Origin of the sequence: Leptolyngbya sp. 'hensonii' (assembly GCF_001939115.1) — a bacterium.
GTDB lineage: Bacteria > Cyanobacteriota > Cyanobacteriia.
Genome location: NZ_MQTZ01000056.1, coordinates 13,316 through 30,802 on the forward strand (window position 1 = coordinate 13,316; position 17,487 = coordinate 30,802).

Annotated in this window: 9 protein-coding genes; 6 read left to right on the forward strand and 3 right to left on the reverse strand. The window is 52.6% G+C overall.

The window, feature by feature from the left end:
* The first annotated feature begins 12 nt into the window (after positions 1-12).
* Positions 13-1,677, forward strand: coding sequence for a VWA domain-containing protein (locus BST81_RS23865; protein ID WP_075601029.1), 1,665 nt, complete (start codon positions 13-15; stop codon positions 1,675-1,677).
* Complete coding sequence (locus BST81_RS23870; protein ID WP_075601030.1) at positions 1,674-2,867, forward strand: serine/threonine-protein kinase; 1,194 nt, start codon at positions 1,674-1,676, stop codon at positions 2,865-2,867. The genes BST81_RS23865 and BST81_RS23870 overlap by 4 nt, the downstream gene beginning before the upstream one ends.
* Before the next feature lie 3 nt (positions 2,868-2,870).
* Here BST81_RS23870 and BST81_RS23875 read toward each other — a convergent pair whose 3' ends face one another.
* Positions 2,871-3,518 (reverse strand): NADPH-dependent F420 reductase, encoded by a 648-nt coding sequence (locus BST81_RS23875; RefSeq protein ID WP_083637054.1) that lies wholly within the window; start codon positions 3,516-3,518, stop codon positions 2,871-2,873.
* A 217-nt stretch (positions 3,519-3,735) separates the two neighbouring features.
* Here BST81_RS23875 and BST81_RS23880 point away from each other — a divergent pair, with 217 nt between their 5' ends.
* The gene (locus BST81_RS23880) at positions 3,736-4,083 is read left to right on the forward strand and encodes a hypothetical protein (RefSeq protein ID WP_216351441.1); all 348 of its coding nucleotides are present in this window, start codon (positions 3,736-3,738) and stop codon (positions 4,081-4,083) included.
* Positions 4,084-4,105: 22 nt separating this feature from the next.
* Here BST81_RS23880 and BST81_RS23885 read toward each other — a convergent pair whose 3' ends face one another.
* Complete coding sequence (locus BST81_RS23885) at positions 4,106-7,894, reverse strand: PAS domain S-box protein (protein ID WP_075601033.1); 3,789 nt, start codon at positions 7,892-7,894, stop codon at positions 4,106-4,108.
* Positions 7,895-8,555: 661 nt separating this feature from the next.
* Between BST81_RS23885 and BST81_RS28605 the strand changes: the two genes are divergently transcribed.
* On the forward strand, positions 8,556-10,541 hold the full coding sequence (locus BST81_RS28605) for a PAS domain S-box protein (RefSeq protein ID WP_216351442.1): 1,986 nt from the start codon (positions 8,556-8,558) through the stop codon (positions 10,539-10,541).
* Positions 10,542-10,559: 18 nt separating this feature from the next.
* Positions 10,560-11,783, forward strand: a complete 1,224-nt coding sequence (locus tag BST81_RS23895; protein ID WP_075601035.1) for a hypothetical protein — start codon at positions 10,560-10,562, stop codon at positions 11,781-11,783.
* An 83-nt stretch (positions 11,784-11,866) separates the two neighbouring features.
* Here BST81_RS23895 and BST81_RS23900 read toward each other — a convergent pair whose 3' ends face one another.
* Positions 11,867-13,210: a glucosaminidase domain-containing protein gene (locus tag BST81_RS23900; RefSeq protein WP_075601036.1), complete on the reverse strand. Its 1,344-nt coding sequence runs from the start codon at positions 13,208-13,210 to the stop codon at positions 11,867-11,869.
* A 262-nt stretch (positions 13,211-13,472) separates the two neighbouring features.
* Here BST81_RS23900 and BST81_RS23905 point away from each other — a divergent pair, with 262 nt between their 5' ends.
* Positions 13,473-17,138: an NB-ARC domain-containing protein gene (locus BST81_RS23905; RefSeq protein WP_075601037.1), complete on the forward strand. Its 3,666-nt coding sequence runs from the start codon at positions 13,473-13,475 to the stop codon at positions 17,136-17,138.
* The last annotated feature ends 349 nt before the right edge of the window (positions 17,139-17,487 follow it).

The following is a 17,487-nucleotide window of genomic DNA, read 5'->3' on the forward strand; positions in this document are numbered from 1 at the left end:
CCCCTCCAATCTATGAGTTATCCCAAGCGTCCGGCTATTCAAACGATCGTCCTGTTGGGTTATGCCCTCCTCCTGGGAACCCTGGTGGCCTGCAATGCGGATCAGGCTAGCAAAACTGGCCGCTCCAATTCTGCTCCTTCTGCACCGCCTGTTGGCGTGCCTTCTCCAGCCGCCCAGACCCTCCCTGGAACCACTACGACCCAGGAGTTGAAGCAGAATCTGGCAGCAAAGCCTCTGGCTGATCAAACCCAAGACCAATTACCGGAAAGAACGTCAGGAGAACAATACAGCACCATTCAGGATAACCCCTTCCAGCGCGCCAGCACGAACCCCCTCTCCACTTTCTCCATTGATGTAGACGCGGCTTCCTACAGCAATGTGCGTCGCTTCATCAACGAAGGACAGTTGCCCCCCAAAGATGCTGTCCGGATTGAGGAGATGATCAACTATTTCACCTATGACTATCCCCAGCCCCAGGGCGATCGTCCCTTCACGGTCACGACCGAAGTAGGCACAGCCCCCTGGAATCGGAATCACCGGTTGGTTCTGGTCGGTTTGCAGGGAAAAAGAATGGCCCTAGAGAGTTTACCCCCCAGTAACCTGGTGTTCTTGATCGATGTTTCCGGCTCGATGGATGCTCCCAACCGGCTGCCCCTAGTGAAGTCTGGACTGCGCCTACTGGTAAACGAACTACGCGCCAGCGATCGGGTGACGATCGTCGTCTACGCTGGTAACGCCGGAGTCGTCCTCCCGCCCACCCCCGGCAACCAGAAAGAGGCGATTCTGGCAGCCCTCGATCGATTGCAGGCAGGGGGTTCCACGGCAGGGGGTGAAGGAATTCAACTGGCTTACAAGCTGGCCAAAGAGAACTTCCTCAAGACGGGGAATAACCGGGTAATCCTGGCCACCGATGGGGATTTCAATGTGGGAATTTCCAGTGATGCCGAGCTCGTGAACCTGATCGAACAGAAGCGCAATGAGGGCGTTTATCTGACCGTGCTGGGCTTTGGCATGGGCAACCTGCAGGATGCCAAGCTGGAACAACTGGCCGACAAAGGTAACGGCAACTATGCCTACATTGATAGCTTGCTGGAAGCCCGTAAAGTCTTCGTTAAAGAGCTGGGATCCACCCTGTTCACGATCGCCAAAGATGTTAAGATTCAGGTCGAGTTCAACCCCGCCAAAGTCCAGGCCTACCGCCTAATTGGCTACGAAAATCGCATCCTTGCCAGCCAGGACTTCAGTGACGACAAGAAAGATGCTGGCGAGATGGGGGCTGGCCATTCCGTCACTGCCCTATATGAAATTTTGCCAGCAGGTATCAAGAGCGATGTGCCTTTGGCCAAAGAGGCTGCTGTTCAAGACAAGCCCTCCGTGCAGTTCAAAGACAACGAGATCATGGTTGTGAAATTGCGCTACAAGCCACCCCAACAAACCACTTCCCAATTCCTCAGCCAGCTCCTGTTAGACCAGGGCACCCCTCCCAATCCCTCACCTAACTTGCGCTTCTCGGCAGCCGTTGCTGCCTTTGGGATGATCCTGCGGGATTCCCCTTACAAAGGGACCGCCACCCTAGACAATGTGCTGCAACTGGCGCAACAATCCCAGGGCACCGACCTGGATGGTTACCGAGCCGAGTTTATCCGCCTAGTGGAAAAAAGCAAAACCCTCCTATGACAACTCCAGACTTTTCCCGGCAGGGGTATCAAATCCAGCGAGAACTCGGCCACAACCGTAGCAGCGGCAGAGTTACCTACCTGGCCACCCAGTTAGCCACTGCTCAGACCGTTGTCATCAAACAGTTCCAGTTTGCTCGAACGGGGGTTACCTGGTCCGACTATGCTGCCCATGAGCGCGAAATCCAGGTCTTGCAGCAGCTTGACCATCCCAGCATCCCGAAATACCTGAATGCCTTCGAAACCGACGATGGCTTCTGCCTGGTCCAGGAATACAAAAACGCCCCCTCCCTGGCAGAACCCCGTCAGTTCACCCTCCCAGAAGCCGAGCAGATTGCGATCGCCATCCTGCAGGTGCTGGTCTATCTACAACAGCAGCATCCCCCCCTGATCCACCGAGATCTAAAACCAGAAAACATTCTGGTCGATGAGCACCTCAGGGTTTCCCTGGTTGATTTTGGATTGGCCCGTTCCAGTGCAGATGACCTCTCAGCCAGCACCACCGTCAAAGGCACTCTCGGTTTCATGCCTCCCGAACAGTTATTCAATCGGCCCCTGACAACAGCCTCCGATCTCTATGGCCTGGGAGCGACCCTGATCTGCCTTCTGAGCGGCACCCCATCCGCCACGATCGGCTCCTTGCTTGATGACGCCTACCGCCTGAACTTTAAGTCGGTGCTCCCAAACCTGCCGATCGGCTGGACTCGCTGGCTGGAAACATTGACCGCTCCCAACCCCCAACAGCGATACCCAGATGCCGCCACCGCTCTCCAGGCACTGCAGGGCATTGATCAGATCAGACCCGCCAAACGTCCCCCGCTGGCTCTGGCCCTGGGCAGTACCTTTGTGGGCCTGGGTCTGGTTACGATCGCGACCGGCGGGTTGATCGGCTGGCTGACAATGCGCCCACCAACCCTGACTCCGATCGGACCCGGATCAGCCGTGCAAGAGTTGAAAACTACAGGCCACTGTGCAGGCTGTAACTTACAGGGAGCAGACCTGAGAGGGCTGGACCTGCGCAGTGCCGACCTCACTAACGCCGATCTACAGGGGGCTGACCTTCGGGGTGCAGATTTGCGTGGGGCTTACCTGAAAAATGCCAACCTGACGGGTGCCAGGCTGGAAACTGCCAATCTCTCCAGTACTGACCTGCGCGGGGCCACCCTCCCCGATGGTTCTGTCCATCCGTAAGGGTTACGATCGCCGCACCAGATTAATTGCAAACTCTCGACCCATCCCCTGAAACATCGCCATGTGAATCCACAACATAGCCAGGGGTTCCAGTAACCGGGCGATCGTCAATCCTCCAGCATCGATCGCCTCAAATCCGATTGCCTCTGCCAGTCCCATGACCTGTTCCTTGGCGGACAGATCATCGCCACAGATGAATGCCGTAGCCCGTTGCGATCCGAAAGTCAGATTCTCGAGGACATTCGCGCCAATGTTGTTGAACGCCTTGACGACCCTGGCCCCTGGTGCCCACTTCGCAATCTCCTCAGCGGCAGAGGTGCTGTGCCCGATCGTCAGCCCCTGAGATAGTCCTGCCATCCCCATTGCAATCGGGTTTGTACAATCCACCAGAATCTTACCGGTCAGATCTCCAGCGGCAGCGATCGCATCCTGAGTTGCCTCCCAGGGCGTCGTCAGGATCACAATTTCGGCCTGCTCTGCGGCCTCTCGAACTGTGGCAGCCTGGACTTTCCCGCCTGTTGCAGCGATCAATTCCTGGACTTTTGAACTCTGGGGATCCCGCACGCCAAAAATAACGGTATAGCCCTTCTGAGCCAGGATCTTGCCCAGTGTCCCCCCCACGCTACCAGAACCGATAATGCCAATACTCATGGTTGTTTGCTCTCCCACCTGCTTACTCTTCCATGATGAAATTGGCTCTCTCATTTGTCCAATGGATTATTAATATAGAAGATATTCGTTGTATCAATCTTGCATTGAATTCCCACTTCTGGGCAAACTCTGAATAGTCTTCTGAACTTACCCCTCATCCTTACTTATGCAACTTAACCGTAACTTAGCCTTGGCCCTACTTCCTATCGCCGGAATCATGCTTGCCTCTCCTCCAGCAAACTCCTCCCAGGAAGTGCTGCTGGCCCAAAAGATACACAATTACTGCCGCCCTGGTGAAAGCATGTTCCTGGCACTGGAAACTAAAAGCTTTCTGATTAACATCTGTGGTGGAGATAATCCCTATTCTTATGTCGGTGTAGAGAAGCGGAATCGGAAGAACAATATCCGTCTGGCCTTGAGTGACTATGATGCCCAGGGAACTTACTTTGAGGCCCGTAATGGCGAATATACCTACATCCTGGCTGAGACCCCCAAGGGTAAGTTTCTAACGGTCTCTAAGGGAACCCGTGAGATCCTGCGGGAGCCTGTGCTGAGAGGTTGGTAAGTAAGTAGACCTGGGAGCTTTTCTAGCGGTTCAGCAACTGATGCATCAGGATTTCCAGTTGTTTGAGAGCTAAGGGTTTAGCCAGATATTCTGTCGCCCCTGCCTCCAGACATTTTTCCCGATCGCCCACCATGGCTAAGGCGGTCAGGGCAATGACCGGAATATCAGCCACCGTTGGGTCTGATCGAATCTGGCGAATGGCCTCTAGCCCATCGACTCCTGGTATTTGGATGTCCATCAGCACCAGATCCGGATGTTGAGTCCGAGTCAGGTCGATCGCCTGCTGTCCATCTATCGCCAGGATGAACCGGTAATTTCGGCCTTCCAGGTAGCTGGAAATCGTCTCCACATTGGCCTCATTGTCTTCAGCTAGCAAAATCAGAGGGGAACGCCCAGATGGGCTCGGAACGGCCCCTGGCAGAGACTGAGATGGCGTGGCTATAGCAGGCACATGGACGGGGAGATTGGCTTCATTTAAGGGGCAGGTTCGATCTGGAATCCGGACCGTAAAGCAACTACCCTGCCCCAATTCGCTCCGAACGGTGACGGCTCCTCCATGCAATTCTGCAATTCGTCGTACCAGGGATAGGCCCAGTCCGGTCCCACTATACTGACGGTTCAGGCTACTATCAATTTGCATAAAGGGCTGAAACAGTTTATTGAGGTCCTCAGCAGCAATGCCAATCCCTGTGTCTGTGACAGAAAACAGGACCCAGGAATTCGATGTTGGCATGTTCGCCAACGACTCCATCTGATAACTCGCCTGGCGACTCACTTCCAGCGTTACCGATCCACCTTCCGGCGTAAACTTGATCGCGTTGTTGAGTAAGTTAATCAGCACCTGGCGGAGCCGACGATCGTCAGCTTGAATCTGGCCAATGTCTTGTGGAATCTGGCTGCTGAGTTGAATCTTCTTTTGGATGGCCATCTGTCGCACGAAGGTCATACTTGTGTCACAGAGGTTGCGGATGAACACCTCACCCATTTCCACTTCGAGCTTGCCAGACTCAATTTTAGATAGATCAAGGATGTCGTTAATCAGCTCCAGAAGATGCTTGCCGCTGCGTTCAATGGTCGCGATCGCCCTCATCTGGCGATCGTTGATCGAACCAAACACCCCATCCTGTAAGCCTTCTGACATCCCCAAAATGGCGTTTAGAGGGGTGCGCAGTTCATGACTCATGGTAGCCAGAAATTCATCCTTCAGGCGCGTGGCATAGGCCAGGTGCTCATTAGTCTGGCGTAACTGCGCTTCGACCTGTTTGCGATCAGTGATATCCGTCAGGGTGCCGATGTAACCCACCTGGATCCCCTCAGCGTCTGTTTCAGGCAGAACTTGGTTATAGGTCCAAATAATTCTCCCGTCAGTGTGAACATGTCTACACTCGATCTGATAGCCTTCCCCCAATCCGATGCCATGCTCAAACTTGTTGGCCCAATCCTGCAAAATCTGGGCCTGATCTTCTGGATGCAGGGTCTGGAAACAGCCTGTGCCCAGGGCAGACTCTGGAGGTCTCCCCATCATTTCCGACCAGCGATTGTTGACATAGGTACAATGCCCCGCCGCATCCAGTTGGAAGATGGCAACAGGGGAGGCTTCAGCCAGCGTTGCATAGCGGCGTTCACTCTCCCGCAAAGCGGCTTCTGCCTGCTTCTGATGGGTAATGTCATAGTTGATGCCAATCATCCGCAACGGGTTGCCCTGCTCATCCCGTTGCACCAGACCCGCTGCTTTCAGGAAATGGATGCTGCCATTTGGATGAACAACCCGAAATTCCAGGTCAAAGTCTTTTTCTCCCTGAACGGCCTGTTCCAAGGCGGTTTCTACCCCTGGAACATCCTCAGGATAGATACTGTTGAGCCAGAACTCGCAGGTCCTCTCAGGCTCAAAGGGGGGCACCCCGTACAGTTCGTGCATACGATCGTCCCAGATCCGCACGTTATTCACGATGTCCCATTCCCAGGTTCCGATCGCCCCAGATCGAAGGGCCAGGGCAAGCCGATCAGAAAGGTTCCGCAATCGCTCCTCGGCCAGCTTACGCTCAGTAATATCGGTTTCAGACCCAACCATGCGGGTCGGATTGCCTGCGCTATCCCACAGTGCCTGGGCCCGATCCAAGATCCACATGTAGGAGCCATCCTGACGTTTCACCCGGTATTCTTCTCGAAAAAAGGGAGTCTTGCGGGCAAAATGGTTCGCAATGGCCTGCATCACTCGATCGCGATCGTCAGGATGAATCTGATTGGGCCATTCTTCCAGGGAGTGAGTCATCCCATCAGCCGAGAAGCCCCGCATCTCCTTCCATCGGCTTGAGAAGAACACCTGATTGTTCTGCACATCCCAGTCCCAGATTCCATCATTACTCCCCCGCAGGGCCAGTTGCCAGCGTTCCTCACTTTCTTGTAACGCAGCAGTACGTTGTTCAACCCTAGCTTCCAACTCTTGATTCAACCTGTACAGGGCAGCTTCTGCCCGTTTGCGCGTAGTAATGTCCTCAATCACACCAATAAAATATTCTGGTGCCCCCCAAGGATTTCTGACGAGCGAGCCGGTCAGGTTAATCCAGACAATCGATCGATCCTTACGGATATATCGTTTTTCGATCGCATAGGTCTGGATTTTACCCGCTAGTAGTTTTTGACTCTGCTTCAAGTCGTTGACCAGATCATCCGGGTGGGTGATTTCCTGAAATGTCAGACCCTGAAGTTCCGCTGCAGTATAGCCCACGATATCGCAGAACCGCCGGTTGAACCGGATGAACTGTCCATTGGGGGCGACATGGGTAATCCCGACTGCAGCTTGCTCAAAGGTGCTGCGAAATCGTTCTTCGCTCTCCCGGAGTACGGCTTCGGTGCGCTGACGTTCGGCCAGTTCTACTTGGGCCTGCTCAAAAGCACTGGCCTGCTGAATGGCGATCGCAATCTGCACAGCCAGTTGTTCTAGAAAATCCGGTTCCTCCGGTCGCCAGTGGCGAGCAGCCGCACAATGCTGCGCAACCAGCAGACCCCACAATTGCGCCTTGACCAGAATGGGGACCACTAGAATGGCCTTGACTTCAAACTGTTCCAGGAGGTTGATATGACAATTCGTTAAATCAGCCTGATAAATGTCGTCAACAATCTGTTTCCGGCCCTGTTGATAAGCTGTAGCCCCACCCCGCTCCTGGAAGTAAGTATCCTCAATGTGAGATCCCAATGCTACGGCCCAACCTGGCAAGACAGACTCAGCCACAACGGACCCACTCATATCCGCATGGAATTGATAGACCAGGACTCGATCGGTCTGGAGGAACTGGCGGACCTCGATGGCCGTGGTATGTAGAATCTCATCCAGATGAAGGGATTGGCGAATCCGCAGGGCGATCGCCCCAATGAGCCGCTGTTGCTCCTGGCTATATTCAACCTGACGCGCCAGTTGCATCCGCTCGATCGCGCGGTGAATCGTTTGCTGCAGCAGTTCAGGGGTTAGTTTATCTTTGACCAGGTAATCCTGAGCCCCACTCTTCATGGCATCGATTACCGTATCCGGATCACTTTGCGCGGTCAAAATAATAACGGCAGATTGAGTACTATTACGATACTTTCTCAACTCTTGCAAAAACTCTAATCCATTTTGATCGGGCAACAGCAAATCCAGCAGAATCAGGTCTGGCACTTCCTGCTGGCACCAAGCTGCTGCCGCTATTGCAGTTTCAAACTCCACAATCTGGTAGGTGTACAGGCTATCCCACCTTAAGAACCGACGATAGAGTATTCGAGCGTCTGCACAATCTTCAATTAGTAATAGGGTCAAGGCGTTGCGATCGCTCATAGGACACTCACTTTTTCCAGCAGCATAGAACCAGGAGTATCGTGAGGGAGTAACACCATAGCGGGAAACTGGTCACTCAATTTACAGAATTGGTAGACTCCCTACGGAACTCAACACAGCCTTTCTGAATAGTGGGTTTCGCCCAGATGTATCCACACTCAACAACTCCTTTCTGGCTTCTGCCCCTCCTACTGACAACCTTCTTTATGGCCAAGATAACCCAGCCAGAAATAAAAAACGCAGAGAGAAATACGGATATCATGGCCAGAAGCTTTGAAAGAAAAATAGATACAATTGCTTAGATTTACCCCTTAGGATTGTGGATTAAATAACCTGGATTTCTTTAGCCCCAACCCCCAACCCCTCCCCCTCTCCCAAATTTGGGAGAGGGGGAGGGGCAATCAGGAGTTTGACACTTTATTTAATTCTCATTCCTTAACTATTATCTTTGAAGTCAACTGGCTAGTTTCCAGGAGTGTAGCGAAAGTTTATAACGATGGTTTCAGAGTAAATTGCATTTTCATTAAGTCGAGGGTGGGGACCATTCCCACCGTAGGGGGCAACCCTCCTGGTGCTTCTTTGTACCTCATCTACCCGGAAATCGCTATACTTTTCCTCGTAGGTATCCGACCTGGAAGATGGAGAGGACCGCGTGGCAGAGATGGCTAAACACCCAGAGCAATGCACCCTGGCAGTCTTATCCGCTCTGAGTTACCGGGCTGGAGAACTGAATCACTACCTCCAGGAAATTGCTGTGAGCATGAGCGAACTCACAGGCGTGGATTGGTCTGTCGTTACGTTTTGCCAGGATGGCTCAGAACGGCTTCTGGCAAGTTCCATCGATCTGGGGGAGTCTATCCATCAGGTTTATCAGTTACACGGGACCCTGACAGGGACCGTGGTTCAAACGGGGAACTGCTTGGTGGTGGAAGATGCGACGGTTTGCCGGGAATACGGAAAGGCACCCGATGGCTACCGGGCTTACCTGGGGGTGCCCCTGCGTACTCCTGAGGGAAAAATCATTGGTACAATCTGCTCCTTCCACCAACACCCCCGTCAATTTACGGCTGAAGAAGTTCAGTTGGCCGAAATTTTTGCCGAACGGGCTGCAACCGCGATCGATAACTATCAGCTTTACCAGCAACAACAGTACATTAACGAACAGTTGCAGGCCGAGGTCCGGGAGCGTCAGGAAGCAGAACAATCCCTGCGGGAGAGTGAGGCCCGATTTCGGGCTCTGATCGAACAATCTGTGGATGCGGTGTTTGTGCTGGATCCGAGCGGTAGATTTCTAGATGCAAATCCCCGTGCTCTGGAAAATCTGGGCTATAGCTGGGAAGAACTGCTAACCCTCTCGGCACCCGATGTCCAGAAACGGCTTCCTCCTGGTGGATTTGCGGCTGCCTGGGAGCAGATGGCTGCTGGCCAGATTGTAGTGGTGGATGGTCTTCACCAGCGGAAAGACGGTAGCACTTTTCCGGTTGAAGTTCGGGGTGGCGCAGTGCTGTGGGGAAGACGACAGGTGGCTCTGGCGATCGCCCGTGATATTACGGAACGGAAAGAAGCGGAAGTTAAACTGCGCCAGAGTGAAGAGCAACTGCGCCAGATTGCGGAAAACCTGGAACAGGTGTTTTGGATGTATTCCCAAGCGGGCGAGCCCATTTATATCAGTCCTGCCTTTGAGAAAGTCTGGGGGTATCCGATCGAGGCCTGGTATACCGATCCAAAATTATGGTGGAAAGTGATCCATCCTGAAGATCGGGAGCGCGTCTATAATGCCTACTACCATCGTTGTGAAGACCGCTTCGATGAGGAGTACCGGATCATTCGCCCAGATGCTTCAGTGCGCATCATTCGGGATCAGGCCTTTCCGATTCGAGACGAGAACGGAAAGATTTATCGCATTGCGGGCATTGCAGAAGATATTACAGGCCGCAGGCAGAAAGAACAGGACATGGTGAAGGCGATCGCCTCTCTAGCAGAAGTCGGCGAACTGGCAGCCATGATTGTGCATGAGATCCGCAATCCCCTGACCACAATTCTGATGGGCCTGAACGCCTTTAACCGCCTGGACTTGCCAGACCCGATGCGGGAACGGTTGGCCCTCTCCCTGGATGAGGCCGAGCGGTTGCGGAATTTGCTCAGCGAAATTCTACTCTATGCCAGACCCCAGACCCTCCAGCGATCGGCCCTGGAGCTGAATCAATTCATTGCGGAAATCCTGGAGCCAATTCGAACGATGCCCACTGCCCTGAACCGTCGGATTGAATTTATCCCCTCGCCCCAGCCAGTTTCCATTCTGGGGGATAAGGATAAGCTGAAGCAGGTGTTTATCAACCTGGTTGACAATGCCTGTGATGCGGTAGCAGAGGGAGAACCGATCACTTGGACGATCGTGCCGGATCTACCGAATCAACAGGTCATCCTGCAGGTTCATAATGGTGGCCCCCCTATCCCTCCAGAGATACTTCCCAAGTTAACAAAACCGTTTTACACCACCAAGCCTACGGGAACTGGATTGGGGCTGGCGATCGTGAAACGTATCGTGCAGGCCCATGATGGGGAGTTGATCCTAGCTTCCTCCGCTGCTGCAGGCACAACAGTGAGTGTGAGGATACCAATGAGCGAATCTGATGGCCAACTTTGAATCTAGGAGATTGACCTGATGTACGGTGTTCAAGTGCTCCGTCACCTTGCGATCGTTGGCCTGCTCGGATGGGGTCATCTTCCCCTGTCTGCCCCCTCCCCTTCCCCCTCTAGCACCGTGAGTCAAGTCAACCCCATAACTCCGATCGTCCGCACCAGAGCTGACCTGAAACGCTTTGATCAGCAGCGGGTGAGATTGTTGGGACGGTATGAACGCTTCCAACCGCCCCGATCGACCCGGCCCAGTTCATCCTCCCGTCCCGAGATTGAACCCATGACTGGAATTGCGGATTTCAAGCCAGTCAGCCGACCCTATGGACCTGCTCAAATTGTGCTGCAGGATGGTTGGCGCGTCTTTATCTTCCCGCTGTGGAATAAGCAATCCCTGCGTTCTCCCGATGAACTGGAAGATTACGATGCCAAAAATGTCGAAGTCATTGGCATCGTGCAATGGGAACAGGGCAATCATCCTGCTCTGGCCCAATCTGCCCGACTGATGGGGTCCACCATCAGCCTGGAGCAACTCCAACTGAATCTACAGGAAAGTAAGCTCTACGATCCGAGGTCGATCGTGCGGGTGCTGCAGGTTATCCCCCAGACGCCCGTGATTGCCCTGAAATCCTGGCAATTTGTCCAGCAGCGGGATCAACCCGGCCCCTCTGAACGGTGGCAAGTGGCGCGGGACTATAGACTGGAGATGACAGGAGCCCTGCCTACCTTTGAAGCTGGCTGGCAGCAGAAGTTTCCTGATCTGGCCAGTGACCCTTACACCCTGACCCTATTTCGCGGAATTCCCAGACCTGCGACCCCAGCGCCTAAACCTGGCCCGCGTGGGGAACAATCTGCATTTTCGACCGGGGCAGAACCCAATCATGTGATCGGATTCCATCTCCAGTACTCTGCCATCCAGACAGGGATGCTGCGCCCTGGTGGGCTCCCCTCCACCTTACTGCCCACCCTGAAAACGGTGGCGAGAGCGTGCTTGGGGGCCACAGAGCCTGAGGTGCAAGCGCTGGATCAGCTCCTGCCTGGGGTAGTGCAACCGGCGATCGAGGGCAAGACAGACGTGACCGTGGAACAGCCTGGTCCCCCCGTGCCACCCCCCTTAAAACCCCTATCCATTTCTGTGGTTGCCCAAATGGATGCATCCTATCATCTGAAGATCAGCCTCTGGCGTCAGGATACCGTGGAATCCCGGCGGATATACTGCGACCTCGAACCTCGCAATACGCGCACTCCATAGGACCTCAGAATCTGGAACCAACACCTGATCGAGTCAGTTCATTGCGATCTCCGGCTGCATGAAGAAGTCGAAGATCGCAAGACTCAGAGTCTGGTTGTAGCATAGAGTCTCTGTAAGGTATCCCTGATGCTTTTCCCATAATGAGGATCAACAGACCACCGCCCTGCGAGAGACTCTAAATCGGAAGCCACTCCCCGCTTAACCAGGGAAAATCGAGGATCGACGATCGGGGGTTTATTCACAGGTTCAGTGCTGGCATAAGCTTTCAAATGTTGGATGTGCGCTTTAATGCCAGTTCCCATGTCGAAGAAAGAGGCAAACTGAACCCCACTGCCTATGGTTCCGAGACTGCAGAAATTGTTTTGATTGGGCCTGACATCACCACCAAATTTCAAATACCGGGTTTCCAGGCACATCTGACAGAAAGCGATATCGTGGTTAACGCCTTCCAGAGCAGCTTCCTCAATGTACATTTCAGCAATTCCCAGGAATTTAGTGATATAGTCGCCACCATTGGCGTCTTTGAGAAAGCTGGTGAGTTCAAAGGCAGAAGCCCGGCCCTGTCCCATAATTTGGGTTGGCAAGCTCAGCCGCTGATGGGAGCTGAGAATGGTGGTTTTGGTGTTGCTATTCCAGCGGACAGAAATCCCGTAAGACTGCAGGTCGATCGCTTTGATATAAACTACGCCACCGTAGCCCACCCGCACAATGGCAGGGGATTCAGACAAATCGATCCCTAAATTATCAGCCAGATCAATCGGAACATAGGAATTACTGTTCACTAGAATCCCCCGATCTTCGTAAATCCGGCCATTCAGCTCAATATCCGTTGTAGGATTTTTGGCGGATAAAGGTCCCCCGTTTCTGCTTCTGACATCCAATTCGAAGGCAATCAGGGCATCTGCTATGCCTTCGGCAAAAATAACTCGACTGCTGTTTAAAGTGTGGATATCAATACCGTTGTCTATAAAGCCGATTTTTAATAGCAGGGAAGGAATTCTGACCTGGCGACAAAAGCTGAGACCATTGAGAGGCGTGTAAGGTGGAACATCTGGCTTCACTCCCTGATCCGCAATTCCCAGGGGACCGACTCGATTTAAGTAAGTCTCCAGAAAGGTTTGGGCGTCTTTCTGGCGTTCCAGATTCAGATGGGGATGAAAAACCTCAGCCCCCTTACTCCCATCCTGAATTTCCAGGGCCACATCACCGGGCAGAGCTCGGTAGTTAATCCAGTCGATCGTGGAGCGAACATCCAAAACATCAGGCACAATAAAGTAATCCTGGATCTCGATCAGGCCGCGCAGCTTCAACTCTCGAATCACCAGATCACGAGTATGAATGATCTCCTGGGCTGGGGATGTTCCTCGAATGGTCGCTGAGGCAAGCTCTCCAGTACAATAACCCGCTGATATAAAGATTCTTCCCATTCTCATATACCCTCACGAACCCTGGAAAAGCCTGCTTCAGATTAGGCTTCCGCCAGAAATGAGCTTACTTTATGCTTTGGTTAACCTGGGAAAGGTCAGCAAAAGTCACCTTTTTAAATTAAGAAAATAGGGATAGGGGGTATATTGAGAAGAAATATAGCTAGAAAATATACTGAGAAAAAGGTTCAGTACTTGAGGAAGATACTAGTATTTACCGCAGACCAAACCAGGTACAGCGTTAATTTCCTAAGGCGTGCAGGCGATGGACGTTGAACGGGCTATAAATCTCGTCGAAGAAATTTTGCACAGACCGTTAACTGAGTTTGAGCAATTTATTTTACGGGGCGTCTGGGCAGGAGAAACTTACAAAAACATCATTGCCAAAGCCAGGAAACCTAACGGGGAACCCTACAGTGAAGGGCATGCCCGGACTGAGAGTGGTGAACTCTGGAGGCAGCTCACGGAGGCCCTAGGAGAGCAGGTCAAGAAAAACACGCTTAAGCGCGTGCTGGAACGTTATGAGCAACAACCTGGCCTGATCAGTATAGCGCCTGTTTCTCCGATCGGACCTTATCTCAATTTGCAGGATGCTCCAGATATTCCTGTTTTCTATGGTCGAACAGAAGAACTAACGACGCTGAAAACCTGGCTGCTTCAGGACAAGTGCCGGTTGGTTGCGCTTCTAGGCATGGGGGGTATTGGTAAGACAACATTGGCTGTCAAACTGGTAGAGTCTCTGGAGAACCAGTTTGAAGTTGTACTCTGGCGATCGCTCCTGAATGCCACCCCCCTGGAAGAAATTCTGACGGATTGGATTAAGGTTTTATCAGGCCAGCAAGAAACTCAGTTCCCTGAAAATCTGGAGGCCGCCCTGGCCCGCCTGCGTCATTATCTACAAAGCCGACGCTGCCTTCTAATTCTGGATAATGTAGAGACAATCTTCAGCAGTGGCCGATTTACGGGTCAATATCGCCCCTCCTACGAAGCCTATGGCAAGCTATTTGAGCAAATTGGTGGAACGGCGCATCAGAGTTGCCTCCTGATCACCAGCCGTGAAAAACCCAAAGAAATTGCCCGTTTGGAGTCCAAAACTCGTCCAGTGCGATCGCTGGCCCTGAAAGGGCTCACCCTAATTGAAGGGCAACAGATCTTTGCTGAAATTGGAGATTTTGTCGCTTCTGAGGCGGACTGGATCGAGTTAATGCAGCGCTACAACGGCAACCCTCTGGGCTTAGAAGTGGCTGCAAAATTTATTGCGGAGTTCTGTGCTGGAAAAATTCCGCAATTTTTGCAACAGGGAAAGTTGGTTCTGCCGGACCTGCTGGAGCTTCTGGATGCTAATTTTGAACGACTCTCTGACGAAGAACAGGAAATTGTTTACTGGCTTGCTATCAATCGCGAGCCCGTTGCGATCGCAGACCTGCAAACCGATATATTTAATCCCTTCACCAGAGACCAAATTTCCCAGTCTCTGCAATCCCTCCAGCGTCGTTGGACCTTAGAACCAGTGGGCGATCGCCTGACGCTGCAACCCGTACTGATGGAATATGTGACGAACCGTTTAAATACTCAGGTGGTTGAAGAAATTTGTTCTGGAAAAGTCAAGTTACTCAACCGTCATCCCTTACTAAAGGCGATTACGAAAGAATACATTCGGGAATCTCAACGTCGCCTGATTGTGCAACCTGTGGTTGAAATGGCCATATCCCGTCTGGGGAATCAGACTCGCCTGGAAAGCCAACTCAGGCAGATGCTTTTTAGTCTGCGCACGGGAACTAATGCCCTCCCAGGATATGCAGCGGGTAATATTCTCAATTTGTTATGTTTCCTGCAGACGGATTTGCGAGGATATGACTTTTCCCATCTGGCCATCTGGCAAGCCTATTTACAGGATGCGACCCTGCACCATGTGAATTTTACCCAGGCCCATTTTGCTAAATCTGTCTTTACTCAAACCTTTGGCAGTGTCCTATCGGTTGCCTTCAGTCCGGATGGTGCAATGATGGCGACTGCCAATGCCAATGGCCACATCAATCTTTGGTGTGTTGAAGATGGGCAGCATTTGTTGACCTGTCGGGGCCACAAAAGCTGGATTCGCAGAATTGCCTTCAGCCCCGATGGTACTCGCATCGGCAGTTCCAGCGATGATCAGACGATCAAGATCTGGGATGTCCAGAGTGGGGCCTGTTTATTGACGATCGATGGTCAGGGTTATATTCCCCGCTCTGTGAACTTCAGCCCGGATGGTCGGATGCTGGCCAGTGGTGGAGATGATCAGATCGTTCGCCTTTGGGATGCTCAGAGCGGTCATTGCTTACAGGAATTCAAAGGCCATGGGAATTGGGTGATTGCCGTTGTATTTCGGCCTGATGGGAAACGGCTGGCCAGTACCAGTGTGGATCAAACCATCCGGATTTGGGACATTGAAAGGGGTGAGTGTCTGCATGTTCTGACCGGACATTATGGCTGGATTGTGCCCGCAGCGTTCAGTCCTGATGGGCAGCGATTAGTGTCAGGTGCTTTTGATCAACAGGTCAAAATTTGGGATGTGGAAAGTGGCACATGTCTCCAAACCTTGTCCGGCCATTCCGGCTGGATCTGGACAGTTGGATTTAGTCTGGATGGCCGACGTATTGCTAGTGCAGGGATTGATCAAACCTTGCGGATTTGGGATGCGGAAAGTGGAGTCTGTTTGCATGCTTTGAGAGAGCATACCCAGCAGATTTGGGGGGTTGCCTTTCATCCCGATGGCCAGAGACTGGCAACCGCCAGTGATGATCAAACGATTCGCTTATGGGATATTAATGACGGTCGTTGTCTAGCCGTGATTCGAGGCTATGGCAACTGGGTCCGCTCTGTCGCCTTCAGTCCTGACAGCCAATCCCTGATCAGTGCGCACAAAGATAATACTGTGCGCATCTGGGAGATTCAAACGCAGAAATGTGCGCGGGTTCTCCAGGGTCATGCCCATTCCGTGCTGGCTGTGGCCTATGCCCCCGACGGGAGTAAACTGGCCAGTGCCGGAGAGGACCGCACCATCCGCATCTGGCACGTCCCCCATTACAGTTGTCAGCATGTGCTGGGAGGGCATGAGGCGGAAGTCTGGGCGCTGGCCTTTAATAGCTATGGCGATCGTCTGGTCAGCGGCAGTTTTGACAGAACCGTGAGAATTTGGGATGCCCATAGTGGCAACTGTCTGCAGGTTTTGCAAGGGCACCAGGATCGCATCGGATCCGTGGCCATGAATCCTGCCGGTTCCCTGGCTGCCAGTGGCAGTGAGGACCACACGACTCGGATCTGGGATGTGGCCAACGGAACCTGTTTGCACATCCTGGGGGATCATAGCAATCGGGTCAGAGCTGTAGCTTTCAGCCCTGACAGCCAGTTCCTGGCCAGTGGGAGTTTAGATGGCACCATCAAGCTCTGGGATGTTTTTACAGGGCAATGTATCAAAACCCTGATCGGGCATGAGAGCTGGATTTTGACCGTGGCCTTCAGTCCCGATGGGGAATACATCGTCAGCAGCGGTTGTGATCAATTGGTAAAGCTGTGGTCTCTCCAGGATGATGTCTGTATTAAGACCCTGCGTGGGCATAAAAATTGGGTCTGGTCGGTTACCTACAGCCCGGATGGTCACATGATTGCCAGTGCCGGTGAGGACGAAATGATCAAACTCTGGCACAGTCGCACAGGAGAGAATCTGGCAACGTTTCAGACGGAACGGCCCTACGAGGGCATGGTGATTACGGGGGCAACCGGGTTGACGGAAACTCAGAAGATCACCCTGCAAAATTTGGGTGCGATCGACCATCCAACCCCTGCCCTACCTGAAATCTCCCGCCTCAAACTGGATTCTGCTTACCCAACTTCCCAGCCTGACTCGTTATTATCTGATTCGTTCTCTGATTACCGAGACTCATCGAATTAAAGCATCTCTCCCTCCAGCCTCCCGTGCATACCAAACTTTTCGCAGGAGGTATTGATGAAGGAAGTAGGAAGGCAGGGTTCCTTTAATCCTCTGTTGCAAAATTTAGTGTTCATAATCATAGAACGCCGGTACAGTAATTAATATTTCTGCTAGATAAAATTTTCTGAGCCTTTGCATTCTATAAAGTGGAAATATTGGTATTTTTGTACTATATTTCCACTTAGGCTACCTTGCATACCCAACCAGGATTAAGGGTGGGTTAAGCGCTCTTGCGCTCATTTCTGGACTTACCCCGGCCCTGTGGCCCCCTCCTGGGAGGGGATTTAATCACGGTAGTTGATTCAACCTG